This window comes from Spirillospora sp. NPDC049652 (genome assembly GCF_040675125.1).
Classification (GTDB): Bacteria; Actinomycetota; Actinomycetes; order Streptosporangiales; family Streptosporangiaceae; genus Spirillospora.
This window is the reverse complement of sequence record NZ_JBFAOF010000089.1, coordinates 1-14,252: the sequence shown is the minus strand read 5'-3', so window position 1 is coordinate 14,252 and position 14,252 is coordinate 1. Positions and strand designations below refer to the sequence as shown.

Sequence of the window (14,252 nt, the reverse complement as noted above, 5' to 3'; positions counted from 1 at the left end):
CACACCGGGCCGCGCGTCGCCTCCGCCACCGCCCGCTGCTCGGGGTCCAGCCCCGCCAGCACCGCCTCCGCCTCCATGCCTCCATGGTGTCAGGCCGGACGGAATGCTCGGGGACGCCCCGGCGTTGTCGTCCATGCACGAACCGAGACCCGTCCAGGTGAGGAGCCGACGAGAACGATGACGACGCAGGCCGCCGAGAAGCCCGAGCAGGGCCGGATCACCATGTACACCACCACGTGGTGCGGGTTCTGCCGCCGCCTGAAGTCCCAGCTCGGCCGGGACGGCATCGAGATGTTCGAGGTGGACATCGAGCGCGACCCCAAGGCCGCCGAGTTCGTGATGAGCGTGAACGGCGGCAACCAGACCGTCCCGACCGTCGTGATCCAGACCCCGGACGCGGGCGAGGTCGTGCTGACCAACCCCAGCGCCAAGGAGGTCAAGCGCCTCATCGGCGCCTGACCCCGATCCCGCGCCGCCCGCCGCGCGGCGCGGTTTCGCCGAAGGCCCTTCCGTTCCCGTAACGGAAGGGCCTTCGGCGTTCCTCCGCGGCGTTCGTCCTGGCTAGCCTGGCCCTTCGATCGACGCGAAGGGGATTCACGTTGGACGTGGCGGACGCGCTGTCGCTCGGTTCGGGACTGGCCTGGACGGCGACCTACCTGCTGATCATCCTGACGAGCCGGCGCGAGCGGACCTACGGCATGCCGCTGGCCGCGCTCGGCGCCAACCTCGGCTGGGAGTTCCTGTTCTCCTTCGTCCGGCCGGGCGACGGGATGCAGCTGGTCGTGAACTACGTCTGGTTCGGCTTCGACGTGGCGATCCTGGGGCTGGTCGTCGCGTACGGGCCGCGCGAGTTCCGCTTCCTGCCGCGCTGGGGGTTCCTCGGGATGCTGGCGTCGGTGCTGGTCATGGGCTACCTGGGCGTGGACATGGTGAGCCGCCAGTTCGACCAGGGGCTCGCCACGTTCGCCGCGTTCGGGCAGAACCTGATGATGTCCGCGCTGTTCCTGTCGATGCTGGTCGCGCGCGGCTCGACGCGCGGGCAGTCGGTGTGGATCGCGCTCACCAAGGGCGTCGGGACGGCCCTGGCGTCCGGCGCGTGCTGGATCTGGGCGCAGGACGAGCCGTGGCGGCACGGCCCGCTGCTGCCCTACCTGATGATCACGACGGCCGTGCTGGACCTGGCCTACCTCGTGGCGGTCTACGCCGTCGCGCGGCACGAGGCGGGCGGCTCGGCGTCCGCCCCGCTGCGGCTGAACCCGGCGGCCGGGGCCGACCGCGTCCCCGAACCCGCCTGACCCGCCTGTCCCCGGCGCGCGTGCCGGGGACAGGCGGGTCAGAACAGGGGCATCTCGGGGAGCGGGCCGCCGTACCAGCGCATGATGAGCTGGGCCGCGATCGACAGCGGGCCGGGCGCGACGATCCGGCCGGCCGCCATCTCCGCGGTCAGCTCGTCCCGCGTGTACCAGGCGGCGTCGCGGATCTCGACCGGGTCCGGGACGAGCGGCCGGGTGCCGTCCGCCACGGCGGTGAAGCCGACCATCAGGCTCTGCGGCAGCGGCCACGGCTGGCTGCCCAGGTAGCGGACGTCCCGGACGTCCAGCCCGACCTCCTCGCGGACCTCCCGGGCGACCGCCTGCTCCAGCGACTCGCCGGGCTCGACGAACCCGGCCAGCACCGACCGGCGGTCGGCCGGCCACTGCGGGCCGCGGGCCAGCAGCAGCCGGTCGTCCTGGTCGGTGACCAGCATGATCACGGCCGGGTCGAGGCGCGGGAAGTGGTCGCTCTCGTCGTTCGGGCAGCGCCGGACGTGCCCCGCCTGCCGGATCTCCGTCCGGGCCCCGCAGCGCGGGCAGTGGGTGTGCGTGGCGTGCCACTGCTCCAGCGAGACGGCGTGCGTCATCAGGCCGGAGTCGCGGTCCGGCAGGAGCGCGCCGACGCGGCGCAGGCCGACCGGCTCGGCGCCCTCGACGACCGGCAGCGGGGCGGCGACGGCGAAGAACGCGGCGCCGTCGCCGTCCACGCCGAGGAAATAGCGGTCGCCGGGCGGCGCCTCCCCCGGCGGCAGCAGCACGAGCGCCGGTTCGGCGCCGAGCACGGCGTTGACCTGGCCGCCGCGGACGACCAGGACGCGGCTGCGCGGGTCGTTCCAGGCCGCGTCCAGGAAAGCGTCGTCGCCGCGCCGCTCGGCGGCCCGGTCCAGGGTGCCGCGCGCCAGCGCGAGCCACTCCAGCGGGCCGTGGTCGGTGCTGTTCTCGGTGCCGGACCGGGGGAAATCACTCACCCGGCCACGCTAGCGCAGCGCGGTCGCCAGCTCGTCCCAGAGGTGGGCGGCGGCCTCGGCGCCCTTGAGCAGCAGCGGCATCTCGACCTTCTCGTTGGGCGCGTGGATGCGGTCGTCGTTCAGCCCGACCGCGACGAACACCAGCGGCGCCTCCAGGATGTCGGCCAGGTCGGCCTCGGGGCCGGAGCCGCCCTCACGGGTGAACAGCACCTGCTTGCCGAACGCCTTCTCCATCGCGCGCCGCGCGGCCTTCACCCCGGCCGAGTCGATCGGGGAGAAGCACGGCCGGACGCCGCCGCCCGGCGTGCGCACCTCGACCTCGACGCCCGCCGGGGTGTTCGCCTCGACCCACGCGACGAAGGCGTCCCGGACCTTGGCGGGCTCCTGCCCGGCGACCAGCCGGAACGAGAGCTTGGCGTGCGCCTCGCGCGGCACGATGGTCTTGCCGCCCGGGCCGGTGTGCCCGCCCCACATGCCGTTGATCTCGGCGGTCGGCCGGGCCCAGATCCGCTCCAGGGTGGTGAAGCCCGCCTCGCCGTACGCGGCGCGGCTGTTCCCGGCGGTCTCCAGCCAGGCGGCCTCGTCGAACGGCAGCCGCGCGAACAGCTCGCGCTCCTCGTCGGTGAGCGGGACGACGTCGTCGTAGAAGCCCGGGACGGTGACCCGCCCGTCGGCGTCGTGCAGCTTGCCGAGCAGCTCGACCATCGCGTGCAGCGCGTTCGGGACGGCCCCGCCGAACGAGCCGGAGTGCAGGTCGACCTCGGCGCCGCGCAGGGTGATCTCGGCCTCGGTCAGGCCGCGCATGCCGGTGCACATGGACGGGACGTCCGCCGCCCACATGGTGGTGTCGGAGATGATCACGGCGTCGGCGGCGAGCCGCTCGCGGCGCTCGGTCAGCAGCTCGGCGAAGTGCACCGAGCCGGACTCCTCCTCGCCCTCGACCAGCAGCTTGATCGTGACGGGCGGCGCGTCCGTCCCGTTCGCGGCGAGGTTCGCGCGCAGGCCGAGGGTGTGGAAGAAGACCTGGCCCTTGTCGTCGGACGTGCCGCGGCCGACGAGCTGGTCGCCGCGCTCGACCGGCGTGAACGGGTCGGTGTCCCACTCCTCCAGCGGGGTCACCGGCTGGACGTCGTGGTGCCCGTAGATGAGGACGCGCGGCGCGTCCGGGTCGGCGGCGGGCCACTCGGCGTACACGGCGGGCAGCCCGGCGGTCGGCCAGACCTCCACCGTCGGGAAGCCCTGGCCGCGCAGGTACTCCGCGAGCCAGTCGGCCGAGCGGCGCACGTCGTCGTGGTGGGCCGGGTCCCCGGAGATGGACGGGATCGCCAGCCACTCCTTGAGGTCCGCGAAGAACTGGGCCTGGTTGGCCTGGATGTACTCCACAACGTCCACTGACATGCTCCCTTGCATGATGCTTTGCTCCTGAACTCTAGGGGACGTCAGAGCCGGGCGATGCGCGGGAGATCGGGCGTTGACACGGCACGTCCGGGGGTCGGGTGTTCCGGCCGGGATCGAGCCTTGGGGTCCGGGGCCCGGGTTCCGGGGTCCGGGGTCGGGGGGCTCGGGGCCGCGGCCGGGGTCAGGCGTTGAGGAGCAGCAGCTCGGCGCCGACGTTGCGGCGGGCCGCGTCCTCGAACCGGGCGTGCGCCTCCGGGGTGTGGAAGATGCGCGGCAGGTCGAGCAGGCCGCGCAGGATCTCGGCGCGGCCAGCGCGGAAGAACTCCTCGGGGACGAAGGCGTACTCCTCCCGGACGGCGGCGGTGTAGGCGGCGTAGCGGTCCGGGTCCGCGCCGAGGATCGCCAGGTCCGCGTCGCAGAGCACCTGGCCGTTGCGGTCGGCGCCGTCCGGGGTGTGGGTCTCGGTCAGCTCGACCAGCCGGGCGACCTCGGCGACGCGCGCGGGCGCGAGGTCGGTGCCGGCGAGCACGCGCTCGGCGAGGCGGGCGCTGCGCACCTCGTTGTCGGCGCGCTGCGGGTCGTAGACGGCGTCGTGGAACCACGCGGCGGTCCGCACGGCGTCGGGGTCGTCGGCGTGCGCGGCCAGCTCGTCCACCAGGTCGAGGACGGCGACGAGGTGCGCGATCCCGTGGTGGCGGCGGTGCGGTTCGGCGTAGCGGGCGGCGAGCCGCTCGCCGATGTGCCGGGTGGCCGGCCCGGCGAGCGCGACCCAGCGCTCCACGGCGGGCAGGGTCCCGGCGGACTGAGTCTCGGCGGGCAGGGGCCCGGCGGGCGGGGTCTCGGCGGGTTCCCTCTCGACGGGCGCGGGATCGACCGGTTCCATGGAGCCATCCAACACGCGCCGCCGCCGTTCTTGCACCCCGGGGAGGAGGCCGCCACTATGGTGGGCGCTTCGAGTTAGGCAAGGCTAACCTCACTTACCGTTGGGAAGGGTGCCGTGGCCGCCGCGCTCCACCTCGTCTCCGGCAGGCTCACCGACTCGGTCGCGCACGGGTTCCTGCCCGCCGCCGCCGCGCTCGGCCTGGACGTGACGGTGCTGACCGACCGTCCGGAGGCGCACGCCGAGGTCTTCGACGGCCCGGTCGTGCGCTGCGACGTGACCGACTTCCGCGAGATCATCGCGGTCGGACGTCCCGGCGCGGTGTTCACCAACTCCGACTTCCTGCAGGCCCCGGCCGCGCTCGCCGCCGCCTACTTCGGCCTGCCCGGCAAGGACTGGCGGGCCGCCGTCCGCACCAAGAACAAGCACGAGACGCGGCGCTGCCTGGCCGCGCTCGACCCGGTCTTCTCCGCGCCCGCCGACCGCGTCCCCCCGGACGCGCCGTACCCGCTGGTCCTCAAGCCGCGCGAGGGCGTCGCCAGCGAGGACGCCTTCCTGGTCGCGGACGCCGCCGAGCTCGAAGCCCGCCGCGCGCAGGTCGGCACGCGCCGCCCGCTCGTCGCCGAGGAGTACCTGCCGGGCCGGCTGCACACGCTGGAGACGCTCGGGGACGGCCACGAGCTGCGCGTCCTCGGCTCGTTCCGGACCCGGCTGTCCGCTCCCCCGCACTTCGTGGAGGAGCGGCTGGAGTGGGCCCCGCCGCCGCCCGAGACGCCGCAGGTCCTCGCGCAGCTGGACGCGCTCGGCGTCGGGTTCGGCGCGTGCCACACCGAGTTCGTCGTGCACGAGGGGCGGGCACGGATCATCGAGGTCAACTACCGCGTCATCGGCGACCACTGCGACTTCCTGCTCGCCGACCTGCTCGGGGTGCCGCTGTTCGAGTGGATCCTCCGCGTCCACCTGGGCGAACGCCTGCCCGAGGCGGACCCGCGCCGCGACCGGTACGCGGTCGCCGACTGGGTGCTGGCCGACCGCGCGGGCACGCTGACCTCCGCCCCGGACGCCGCCGACCTGCGGACCGACGGCGAGGTGGCGCTGACCTACCGGCCGCTGCGCCCCGTCGGCGCGCACGCCCCGCTGACCCGCACCAACCGCGACTACCTCGGGACGATCCGCGCGATCGGACCGTCCCGCGACGCGGTCGAGGACGCCGTCACGCGCTTCCGCGCCGCGCACACCTGGACGATCGCGTGACCTCCGAGAACAGCAGCCCCCGCGCCCCTGCCGCATCCGCTTCCGGCTCCGGCTCCACGGATGCCTCCGCCCCATGCGCGTCCGTGTCCGCTTCCGCGGTCTCCGTCCACGCATCGTCCTCCGGCGCCGGGGTTCCCGGGCCTCGTGGTCACGGGTCGCGCGTGTCGGCCGAGGGGGTGCTCGCGGCGCGGGTCATGGACGCATTGCTCCGCGAGAACTACGCCGGGCTGCGCTCCTACGCGCGCGATGGCGTCCTCGTCCCGCCCGGCTCCCCTCCCATCAGGCTCCGGACGGACGGCTCGGCGGGCGGCTTACATCCGGGTTTCTTAGCGCGCGCCGTCGTCGACGCCGACCAGGGTCTCCGCTTAGGCGACGTGCTCGCGATCGTGCGCCGGGTGGCCGACCCAGAGGACGACGTGACGGCGTTCGCGCGCGAGTGCCGGGAGGCGCTGACGGCGACGCTGCTCGGGGACGGCACGCGTCCGGAGACGCTGCGGCGGCTGGCGAAGGACGATCCGCTCGGGCCGGGGGTCTTCTACGAGTCGCTCGCCGCGCACACCGAGCACCCGGTGTATCCGTGCTCGCGCGCCCGCGCCGGGCTCACCCCGGCCGACCTGCGGCGATACGCGCCGGAGTTCGCGCCCGAATTCCCGCTGCGCTGGGCGCGCGTGCCCCGGGACAGGATCGTCTCGGCGGGCGAGCTGCCCGGATGGTGGCCCGATCCGGAGCTGTTTCCGGTGCATCCGCTGGCCGTCCGGGCCGTTCGGGAGCGCGCGGAGGTGCTGCCCGAGGCGTTCCGCCCGGTGCGTCCGACGCTGTCGATGCGGACGCTCGCCGCCGGGCCGCGCGTCCACGTGAAGGTGCCGCTGCCGACGAGCACGCTCGGGCTGCGGAACCGGCGGACGATCGCACCCGGCACGCTCCCGGACGGCGCGCTCGCCGAACGGCTGCTGCGCGGCGTCCTCGCCGAGGAGGACCACCCCGTCCTGCTGGCCGACGAGCAGACGTACGCGCACGCCGGGTCGCCGCTGCTCGGCTACCTCGTCCGGCGGTTCCCGGCCGAGACGGCGGACGCGCACGTCGTGCCGGTCGCCGCGCTCACCGCGCCGCACCCGGACGGGGGCCTCGTCGCCGAGCGCTGGGACGTCCCCGACCTGTTCGGTCGCTACCTGGACGCCCTGCTGGCCTGGAACGTCGCGCTGTTCCGGCGCGGGATCGCGCTCGAGGCGCACCAGCAGAACGTCGCGCTCGTCCTCGCGCCCGGCGAGCCGCTGCGGCTGCTGCTGAAGGACAACGACGGGATGCTCGCCGACCCGGACGTCCTCGGCGCGCCCTGCCCGTTCGAGGACCACCGGATGCGCACCGCCGATCCCGAGGCCCTCGTCCGCGTGTTCGTCACGATCACCCTGCACCTGTGCGCCGCCGCGCCCGCGTTCGCGCTCGCCGGGCGCGGCCTGCTGCCGCGCGGGACCGGCCTGGCGATGATCCGCGACCGGCTCGACGCCCTGCTCGGCCCGGACGACGCGTTCCTGCGCGCCCGCGTACTGGACGCGCCCACGCTGCCCGGCAAGGCGATGGTGACCGCCGGGACCCTGGTCGACAAGGTCCGCACCGGCGCCGCCGACATCAACAAGCACTACGGCCCGGACGGGCCGAACTACCTACGGGACCTTCCTTGACGCTGACCAGCCCCGCCGAGCCCCTTTCGACCACCGCCGGAGCGGCCGGAGCCGACGCTGGCCGCGCCGCGGCCGACGGGACCGCCGGCGCGCTCCTGAACTGCCTGGTCCGCGAGGTCTGCGGGCCGGAACGGCAGCTCTTCCCCGAGGACGGCCGCCTGGTCATGCGGCTCCCCCGGGTCGGGGTGCGGCTGCGCGCCGGGCTCGCCCGGCCGCCGCACGGGCCGACGTTCCGGCTCGTCCCGCCGTTCGAGGAGCACCGCGACGGCGGCTGGATCACGGCGGACTGGGCGCGGCTGGCGTCCCTGATCGCCGGGGAGCTGGAGCTGTCCACCGGACGCGCGAACCCCGAGTTCGTCCCGCAGGTCGAGAGCGGCCACCGCGCCCTCGCCGCCATCCTCGCCGCGCGGGCGCGGACCTCCGCGGGCGGCGACCCGTTCATCGAGTCGGAGCAGTCGCTGGTGCTCGGCCACCGGTTCCACCCGTCGCCGAAGGCCCGGCAGGGGACGCCCGGCGAGTGGCTCGGGTACGCGCCGGAGGTCCGGGCGCGGTTCCGGCCCCGGTGGCTGGCCGTCCCGGAATCGCTGCTGGTGGAGGAGGGCGACCCGGACGCGTTCGCGGCGCTGGAGCCGTTCGCGGCACCACCGGGCCATCGCCTGCTGCCCGCGCATCCGTGGCAGCTCGACCTGCTGCGGGACGACCCGCTCCTGCGCCGCGCGTTCGCGAGCGGGCTCGTAAGCGACCTCGGCCCGGGACCGTCGGACGCCTTCCCGACCTCGTCGGTCCGGACGGCGTACCTGCCGGACGCCGACGCGTTCCTCAAGTTCGGCCTGGACGTGCGGATCACCAACTGCGTCCGGAAGAACGCCTGGTACGAGCTGGCCGGCGCGGTCGCGCTCGACCGGATGCTGCGGCCGGTGTTCGCGGCGCTCGGCGCGACGCTCCTGGCCGAGCCCGCGTACCGGACGCTCGCGCTGGCCGGTCGCCGCCTGCACGAGGGGCTCGGCGTGATCGTCCGGCAGGGCGTGCGGGGGCTGCCCGGACGTCCGCTGCTCGCCGCCGCGCTCGCCGCGCCCGGCGGCCTCGCCGCCCTGCCCGCCGCCCGCACCGAGCCGCTGACCTGGTGGGACGCCTACGTCTCGCAGGTCGCGCCGCCCGTCCTGCGGGCCTGTCTTGAGCACGGCGTCGTCCTGGAGCCGCACCTGCAGAACGTGCTGGTCTGCGTGGACGACGACGGGATGCCCGTCCAGGCGGCGTTCCGCGACCTGGAAGGCACCAAGCTCGTCGCCGGACGCTGGGACCTCGGCCACCTCCCCGCGCGCGTGCGCGAGGCCGTCACCTACGACGAGCACCAGGGCTGGGACCGCGTCATCTACTGCCTGCTCGTCAACCACCTGACCGAGGTCGCCGCCGCCCTCGCCGACCTCCACCCCGATCTGGAACCGCGGCTCTGGCGGACCGCCCGCCCCCACTTCGCGGGCGACCATCCGCGGCTCCGCGCCCTGCTCGCGGGCGTCCCTGTCCCGGCGAAGGCGAATCTGCGGACGCGTTGGTCCCGGTCGGCCGACCGCACCGCCGGATACATCCCGGTCCCGAACCCGCTGCGGGTGGAGAGCCATGAATGATGGGTATTGACCCCGGATCGTCCCCCCGGCGAAGGAGAAGACCGTGGCGTTCGAGTTGGTGCGAACGGTGGCGCGGATCCCCAGGGCTGTCTGGGACGCGGGCGTGCTGCGCCCGGTGCGGCCGGACCGGGCCGTCCGGCTGCCGCTCCAGTACGTCCGCTACGGCGCGACGCCCGGCACGGTCGAGGCCGTGGCCGCGCTGCGCTTCCCCGACCGCACCGCCGTCCTGGACGACCGCGGCGCGCTCACCCACCGCGAACTCGAAGACCGCGTCGCCGCCCTGGCGACCGCCCTGCGCGATCTCGTCCACACCGGGGGCGAGGACCGCGTCGGCGTCCTGTGCCGGAACCACCGCGGCTTCCTGGAGGCCGTCCTCGCCGCGTCCCGCCTCGGCACCGACGTCGTCCTGCTGAACACCGACTTCTCCGCGCGCCAGCTTGGCGAGGTCGCCGCGCGGGAGGGCGTCGGCCTGCTCGTCCACGACCAGGAGTTCGACGGCGTGGTGGACGAGTCGGGCTTCGCCGGACGGCGCGTCCACGCCTGGCGCGACGACCCGGACGGCAAGCACGAGTCGATCGACGACCTGGTCGCCGCGACCGCCGCCGAGCCGCACAAGCCGTCCCGCACCAGCCGCGTGATCATCATGACGTCCGGGACGACCGGCCCCCCCAAGGGCGCCCGGCACGACCTCGGCCCCGCGATGCTGCTGCCCGCCGCGCTCACGCACATGATGCGCGTCCCGCTGCGGTCCGGCGCGCCGCTCGCGGTCGCGCCGCCGCTGTTCCACCTGCTCGGGATGGCCTACTGCTTCGCCGGCCTCGCCCTCGGCATGCCGCTGATCCTCACCCGCCGCTTCGACGCCGCCCGGCTGACGCGCCTCATGGCCGAGCACGACGCCGCCGCGCTGGTCGCCGTCCCGGTCATGCTGGAGCGGCTCCTGGACGTCCCGGACGGCCCCCGCCCGGCGTCCCTCCGGACCGTCGTCTGCGGCGGCGCCGCGCTCCAGCCGCACCTGTCGTCCCGCTTCATGGACGCGTTCGGGGACGTCCTGGTCAACATCTACGGCGCGACCGAGACCGGCTGGGCCACCATCGCCACCCCCGCCGACCTGCGCGCCGCGCCCGGCACCGTCGGCCGGCCGTCCCTCGGCCTCACCATCAGGATCCTGGACGAGGACGGCACGGAACTCCCCCAGGGCGAGATCGGCGAGATCTACACCGGCGGCGGACTGCGCTTCACCGGCTACACCGGCGGCGGCTCCAAGCGGGTCCGGGACGGCCTGACCGGCAGCGGCGACCTCGGCCACTTCGACGCCGACGGCCGCCTGTTCGTCGACGGCCGCGCCGACGACATGATCGTCTCCGGCGGCGAGAACGTCTTCCCGGGCGAGGTCGAGGACCTGCTCGCCGCCCACCCGGACGTCGCCGAGGCCACCGTGCGCGGCGTGGACGACGACGACTTCGGGCAGCGCCTCGCCGCCTGGATCGTCCCCCGCGACGGCGCGTCCCTCACCGCGGACGCCGTGCGGGACCACGTCCGCCACCACCTGGCCCGCTACAAGGTCCCCCGCGACGTCCACTTCGTGCGGGCCCTCCCCCGCACCAGCACCGGCAAGATCAGATCCCGCGACCTGACCTCACCACCCCCACAGCAGTAGCCCGGCGGACAGGACGGCCGCGCTCCCGCCCACCACCGCGAGGGACAGCACGCCTTCGTCCGCCCCGGCGACCGCACGCTCCGGACGCCCGGGGTCGTAGACCACCCGCACGAACTCCCCGACGGGGAGGTCGGCGGCGCGGACGGTGTGCTCGGCTCCGTCCCGGTCGGCGTACCTGGCGATCGAGTAGCGGACGTCAGTCACCTGCCAGGTCGGCGGCCCCACCGGCACCCGCTCGACGCACCGCCGGACGACGATCCCGACCGTGAGCCCGCCGCGCCGCCGCCAGCCGCGCGTGCGCAGCACCCGGACCAGTGCGGCCAGCACGGGTACCGCGACCATCGCCGCGACCAGCCCGAACACCACCGCCACCGGATGCCGCACACGCGCCTCCGTCCGCCCGCTGAGCCCAGTGTGAACCGCGCGGAAGCCCCGGAGAAGGCGGAAGTCAGCGGTCGTCCGGCTCGCTGCCGTACAGGAGACCCGCCGGAACACCTTCGTGGTCGAAGACATCCCGGATCGCCGCGCGCAGGTCGGCGCAGGCCTCTTCGCGGGTCTCGCCGAAGCCGTAGACGATGTCGTCGGGACCGAGCCGCGCGCGGCCGTTCCAGGCCCCGTCCTCGTCCTGGGTGACGTCGGCCGGAACGAGGACGACGGTCATGCGGCGTTGGTGCGGGCGGCCATGCAGATGCGGGCGAGGTCGTTGAGGGCGTCGGCGCGGCGTTCGTCCAGGGTGCGGCCGTCGCCGGTGTCCGCTTCGGCGAGGGTGTCGATGACCAGGGAGAACACCGGCCATTCGGCGGGGCCGATGGCGCCGCGGAAGTCGATCCCGCCGTCCGCGAGGTCGTCGAGGTCGAGGTTGCGCGCGAAGGTGGCGAGGGCGGCCTCGGCGGCGACGATCCCGATCCGCATCGCGAGCGCGGCCGGTTCGCGCTCCAGGGGAAGAGCGGTGCTGGAACCCATGGCGGACAACATAGAACACCTGAGCGAAGATCGTCGAACGTTTGGTCGAGAAACCGGCCCGTCTCACCCCGCTATCGCCTGAATGAAGGCGTGCGTGTGAGTGAAATGGAGGGTGCCGTCCACCAGGACGGGGCGCATGCCGGTCGGGGCGCCGTCCGCGAGCTCGGCCTCCATCTCCTTGCGGATCGCGGCGGCGGTCTCGGCGGGCGTGCCGGAGAACTCCAGCCACGGGTCAAGCGGGCGGACGACGTCGAAGCGCTCGGCGCGGCGCACCTCGGCCCCGGCGGTGGTCAGCATCGCGGCGATCGCGGCCTCGGTGCGCAGCGTCCCGTGGGACGGGTCGCGCAGCCGTTCGATGCGGTCGGGGTCGCCGCCGAGGCCGTCCGGGCGGACGAGGTCGGCGACCACGATCGCGGCGCCCGGCCGGGCCACCCGGACCATCTCGCGGACGACGGCGTCCGGCGCGTCCACCTGGTGCAGGGCGAAGCGGGTGACGACCAGCGTGAACGAGCGGTCGAGGTAGGGCAGGTCGGCGGCGTCGCCCCGGGTGAAGGTCAGGTTGGTGACGCCGGACGCGTCGGCGGCGCGCTTGCCCTCGGCGAGCATCGCCGGGGTGAGGTCGAGCGCGGTCGCGTGCCGGACGCGGCCCGCGATGGCCCGCGAGACGAGGGCCGTCCCGGCCGCGACCTCCAGGACGACGTCCTCGGTGTCGAGCTCGGGTTCCAGGAACCGGACGAGCCGTCCGAGCTGCGCGGTGAGCGCGGAGTTGCGGCGGGGGTCGGCGAAGCCCTCCGCCTGCCTGGTGAACTCGCGCACGACCTTGTCGCCGTGACTCTCGACAGGGGACATCGCCACGCCGCCTCCTCGGTTTCCCCGGGATCTTCCCCCGTTCGCGCCCGCTCTGAACGGCGCGGCGGGAACCTGTCGGAAAGCCGTCCGTCCCCGGCCGCCGGCGGGGCCGCCGGGGTCAGGCGGCGGGGATCTTCTCCAGCAGCGCGGCGAGGCCCGGACCGTCGAGCAGGTCGGCCGGGCGGATGGTGTGGTTCGCCTTCACGTAGTGGAACGCGGCGCTGACCCGGTCCAGCGGGACGCCCGCGAGCTCGGCCCAGGCGACCCGGTAGGCGGCGAGCTGGACGGCGGCGGCCTCGGCGGCGGCGCCGTCCGGCGGGACGCCGGTCTTCCAGTCGACGACCTCGTAGGTGCCGTCGGCGTCGCGGAACACCGCGTCCATCCGGCCCCGGACGAGCCGGTCGCCGACGATCGTCTCGAACGGGACCTCGACGTCCAGCGGCTCGCGGTCCGCCCACTCGGACCGCTCGAACATCTCCTGCAGGCGGCCGAGCTGCGCGTCGTCGGCGGCGCCGTCGTCGGCCGAGCCGGGCAGCTCGCCCATGTCCATGAGGCGCTGCTGGCCCCAGCGGCTCTCCAGCCAGGCGTGGAACGCGGTGCCGCGGCGCGCGTACGGGGCGGGCCGGCGCGGCATCGGGCGGCGGATCTGCCGGGCGAGGGCCGCCGGGTCGGTCGCGAGCGTGACCAGGGACGACACGGTCAGGTTCGCGGGCAGCTCGACCAGCAGGCCGTCGCCGGAGCGGCCCCGGTCGCGCTCGGCGAGCAGCAGCTCGACGTCGCGCGCCCACGCGGTCATGCGCCCCCGGTCGTCGTCGGTCAGGCCGCCGCCGCCCGCCCAGAGGCCGGTGCTGCCCCGCATCGCGTCCCGGACCATCCCGGCCGCCTCGACGATCGCCTCGTACCGGGCGCGCGCGGACGCGTCGGAGTCGCGCGGGTCGCCGGGCGCGACCGGCCACTCCGCCTGCTGCTGCTCGGTGAGCAGCGGGTTGGTCTCGTCCTCGCCGGGAGGGTCGGTCCAGACGGCGACGGTGCCCGCGCCCGCGACGCACACCTCGCGGACCTCCTCCAGGTACGGGGACGGCCCGACCGGGCGGCTGGACGACCCCCACCAGTACCCGGTCGCGATGAGCAGCGCGGACGCGCGGGTCAGCGCGACGTAGGCGAGGCGGCGCTCCTCCAGCAGGTCGCGGCGGATGGACTGCTCGTCGAACCGGGCGAGGTCGTCCTTCTCCAGCCCGTTCAGTTTCGGCAGGTCGGCGTAGTCGCCGCGGAGCGGGAACGGCAGGACGCGCGGGTTGGCCGTCCAGCGGGTGGTGTTCTGCGGCGGCGACGGGAAGATCGAGCCCTTGGCCGGGGCGCCGTTCTTCTGCGGCGCCGACGACAGGCCCGGCACGATCACGACCGGCCACTCCAGCCCCTTGGACGCGTGGACGGTCAGCAGCTTCACGCTGTTGGTCTCGCCGACCCGCCCGGCCTCCAGGCCGAACTCCTCGGACTCGGCGGCGGTCAGGTAGGCCAGGAACGCGCCGAGCGTCGGGTCCTCGGCGTCGCCGGCGAAGTCGGCGGCGGCTCCGACGAAGGCGTCCAGGTCGGCGCGGGCGGTGACGGGGTCGAGCCCGGACCGGGCGGCGACCTCGATGTCCAGGCCGAGCGCCCGCTCGACCTC

The 14,252-nt window shown here is 74.9% G+C and carries 14 protein-coding genes; 6 read left to right on the top strand and 8 right to left on the bottom strand.

Going from position 1 to position 14,252, the window contains the following annotated elements; genetic code table 11:
- Window positions 1-177 precede the first annotated feature (177 nt).
- Window positions 178-459 (top strand): glutaredoxin domain-containing protein, encoded by a 282-nt coding sequence (locus AB0J52_RS09200; protein ID WP_500181057.1) that lies wholly within the window; start codon window positions 178-180, stop codon window positions 457-459.
- A gap of 146 nt (window positions 460-605) precedes the next feature.
- On the top strand, window positions 606-1,295 hold the full coding sequence (locus tag AB0J52_RS09195) for a transmembrane-type terpene cyclase (RefSeq protein ID WP_500181060.1): 690 nt from the start codon (window positions 606-608) through the stop codon (window positions 1,293-1,295).
- A 38-nt stretch (window positions 1,296-1,333) separates the two neighbouring features.
- Here the strand turns inward: AB0J52_RS09195 and nudC are convergent, their stop codons facing one another.
- The 3 genes from nudC to AB0J52_RS09180 form a co-directional block, all read right to left on the bottom strand.
- Window positions 1,334-2,281: an NAD(+) diphosphatase gene (nudC, locus tag AB0J52_RS09190; RefSeq protein WP_500181056.1), complete on the bottom strand. Its 948-nt coding sequence runs from the start codon at window positions 2,279-2,281 to the stop codon at window positions 1,334-1,336.
- Between the two features lie 9 nt (window positions 2,282-2,290).
- On the bottom strand, window positions 2,291-3,673 hold the full coding sequence (locus AB0J52_RS09185; RefSeq protein WP_500181059.1) for a dipeptidase: 1,383 nt from the start codon (window positions 3,671-3,673) through the stop codon (window positions 2,291-2,293).
- 187 nt (window positions 3,674-3,860) lie between these two features.
- A complete protein-coding gene (locus AB0J52_RS09180) occupies window positions 3,861-4,562 on the bottom strand; it encodes an HD domain-containing protein (RefSeq protein ID WP_500181055.1) in 702 nt (233 codons plus the stop codon).
- 114 nt (window positions 4,563-4,676) lie between these two features.
- On the opposite strand from AB0J52_RS09180, the gene AB0J52_RS09175 reads away from it, so the two are divergent.
- The 4 genes from AB0J52_RS09175 to AB0J52_RS09160 all read left to right on the top strand — a co-directional run bounded on the left by AB0J52_RS09175 (window position 4,677) and on the right by AB0J52_RS09160 (window position 10,774).
- Window positions 4,677-5,813, top strand: coding sequence for an ATP-grasp domain-containing protein (locus AB0J52_RS09175; RefSeq protein ID WP_500181054.1), 1,137 nt, complete (start codon window positions 4,677-4,679; stop codon window positions 5,811-5,813).
- A 161-nt stretch (window positions 5,814-5,974) separates the two neighbouring features.
- Window positions 5,975-7,492 (top strand): IucA/IucC family protein, encoded by a 1,518-nt coding sequence (locus tag AB0J52_RS09170; protein WP_500181053.1) that lies wholly within the window; start codon window positions 5,975-5,977, stop codon window positions 7,490-7,492.
- Window positions 7,489-9,117, top strand: a complete 1,629-nt coding sequence (locus tag AB0J52_RS09165) for an IucA/IucC family protein (RefSeq protein ID WP_500181052.1) — start codon at window positions 7,489-7,491, stop codon at window positions 9,115-9,117. The genes AB0J52_RS09170 and AB0J52_RS09165 overlap by 4 nt, the downstream gene beginning before the upstream one ends.
- 43 nt (window positions 9,118-9,160) lie before the next feature.
- The gene (locus tag AB0J52_RS09160; RefSeq protein ID WP_500181051.1) at window positions 9,161-10,774 is read left to right on the top strand and encodes an AMP-binding protein; all 1,614 of its coding nucleotides are present in this window, start codon (window positions 9,161-9,163) and stop codon (window positions 10,772-10,774) included.
- Here AB0J52_RS09160 and AB0J52_RS09155 read toward each other — a convergent pair.
- The 5 genes from AB0J52_RS09155 to AB0J52_RS09135 form a co-directional block, all read right to left on the bottom strand.
- Window positions 10,754-11,158, bottom strand: a complete 405-nt coding sequence (locus tag AB0J52_RS09155; RefSeq protein WP_500181050.1) for a hypothetical protein — start codon at window positions 11,156-11,158, stop codon at window positions 10,754-10,756. The two genes, AB0J52_RS09160 and AB0J52_RS09155, sit on opposite strands and share 21 nt — an antisense overlap.
- A gap of 64 nt (window positions 11,159-11,222) precedes the next feature.
- Window positions 11,223-11,435: a hypothetical protein gene (locus AB0J52_RS09150; RefSeq protein ID WP_500181049.1), complete on the bottom strand. Its 213-nt coding sequence runs from the start codon at window positions 11,433-11,435 to the stop codon at window positions 11,223-11,225.
- Window positions 11,432-11,737 carry a hypothetical protein gene (locus tag AB0J52_RS09145; RefSeq protein WP_500181048.1) on the bottom strand — a complete coding sequence of 102 codons (306 nt, stop codon included), beginning with the start codon at window positions 11,735-11,737 and terminating at the stop codon, window positions 11,432-11,434. Before AB0J52_RS09145 ends, AB0J52_RS09150 begins: the two co-directional genes overlap by 4 nt.
- Before the next feature lie 63 nt (window positions 11,738-11,800).
- Window positions 11,801-12,586 (bottom strand): class I SAM-dependent methyltransferase, encoded by a 786-nt coding sequence (locus AB0J52_RS09140; protein WP_500181058.1) that lies wholly within the window; start codon window positions 12,584-12,586, stop codon window positions 11,801-11,803.
- 118 nt (window positions 12,587-12,704) lie between these two features.
- The coding region (locus AB0J52_RS09135) for a PD-(D/E)XK nuclease family protein (protein ID WP_500181047.1) at window positions 12,705-14,252 on the bottom strand (1,548 nt) is incomplete at its 5' end.

Excerpts from the sequence above, each read along its gene's own strand:
- AB0J52_RS09200 (WP_500181057.1), top strand. The coding sequence starts at position 178 with ATGACGACGCAGGCCGCCGAGAAGCCCGAGCAGGGCCGGATCACCATG.
- AB0J52_RS09180 (WP_500181055.1), bottom strand. The coding sequence starts at position 4,562 with ATGGAACCGGTCGATCCCGCGCCCGTCGAGAGGGAACCCGCCGAGACC.
- AB0J52_RS09150 (WP_500181049.1), bottom strand. The coding sequence starts at position 11,435 with ATGACCGTCGTCCTCGTTCCGGCCGACGTCACCCAGGACGAGGACGGG.
- AB0J52_RS09145 (WP_500181048.1), bottom strand. The coding sequence starts at position 11,737 with ATGGGTTCCAGCACCGCTCTTCCCCTGGAGCGCGAACCGGCCGCGCTC.
- AB0J52_RS09140 (WP_500181058.1), bottom strand. The coding sequence starts at position 12,586 with ATGTCCCCTGTCGAGAGTCACGGCGACAAGGTCGTGCGCGAGTTCACC.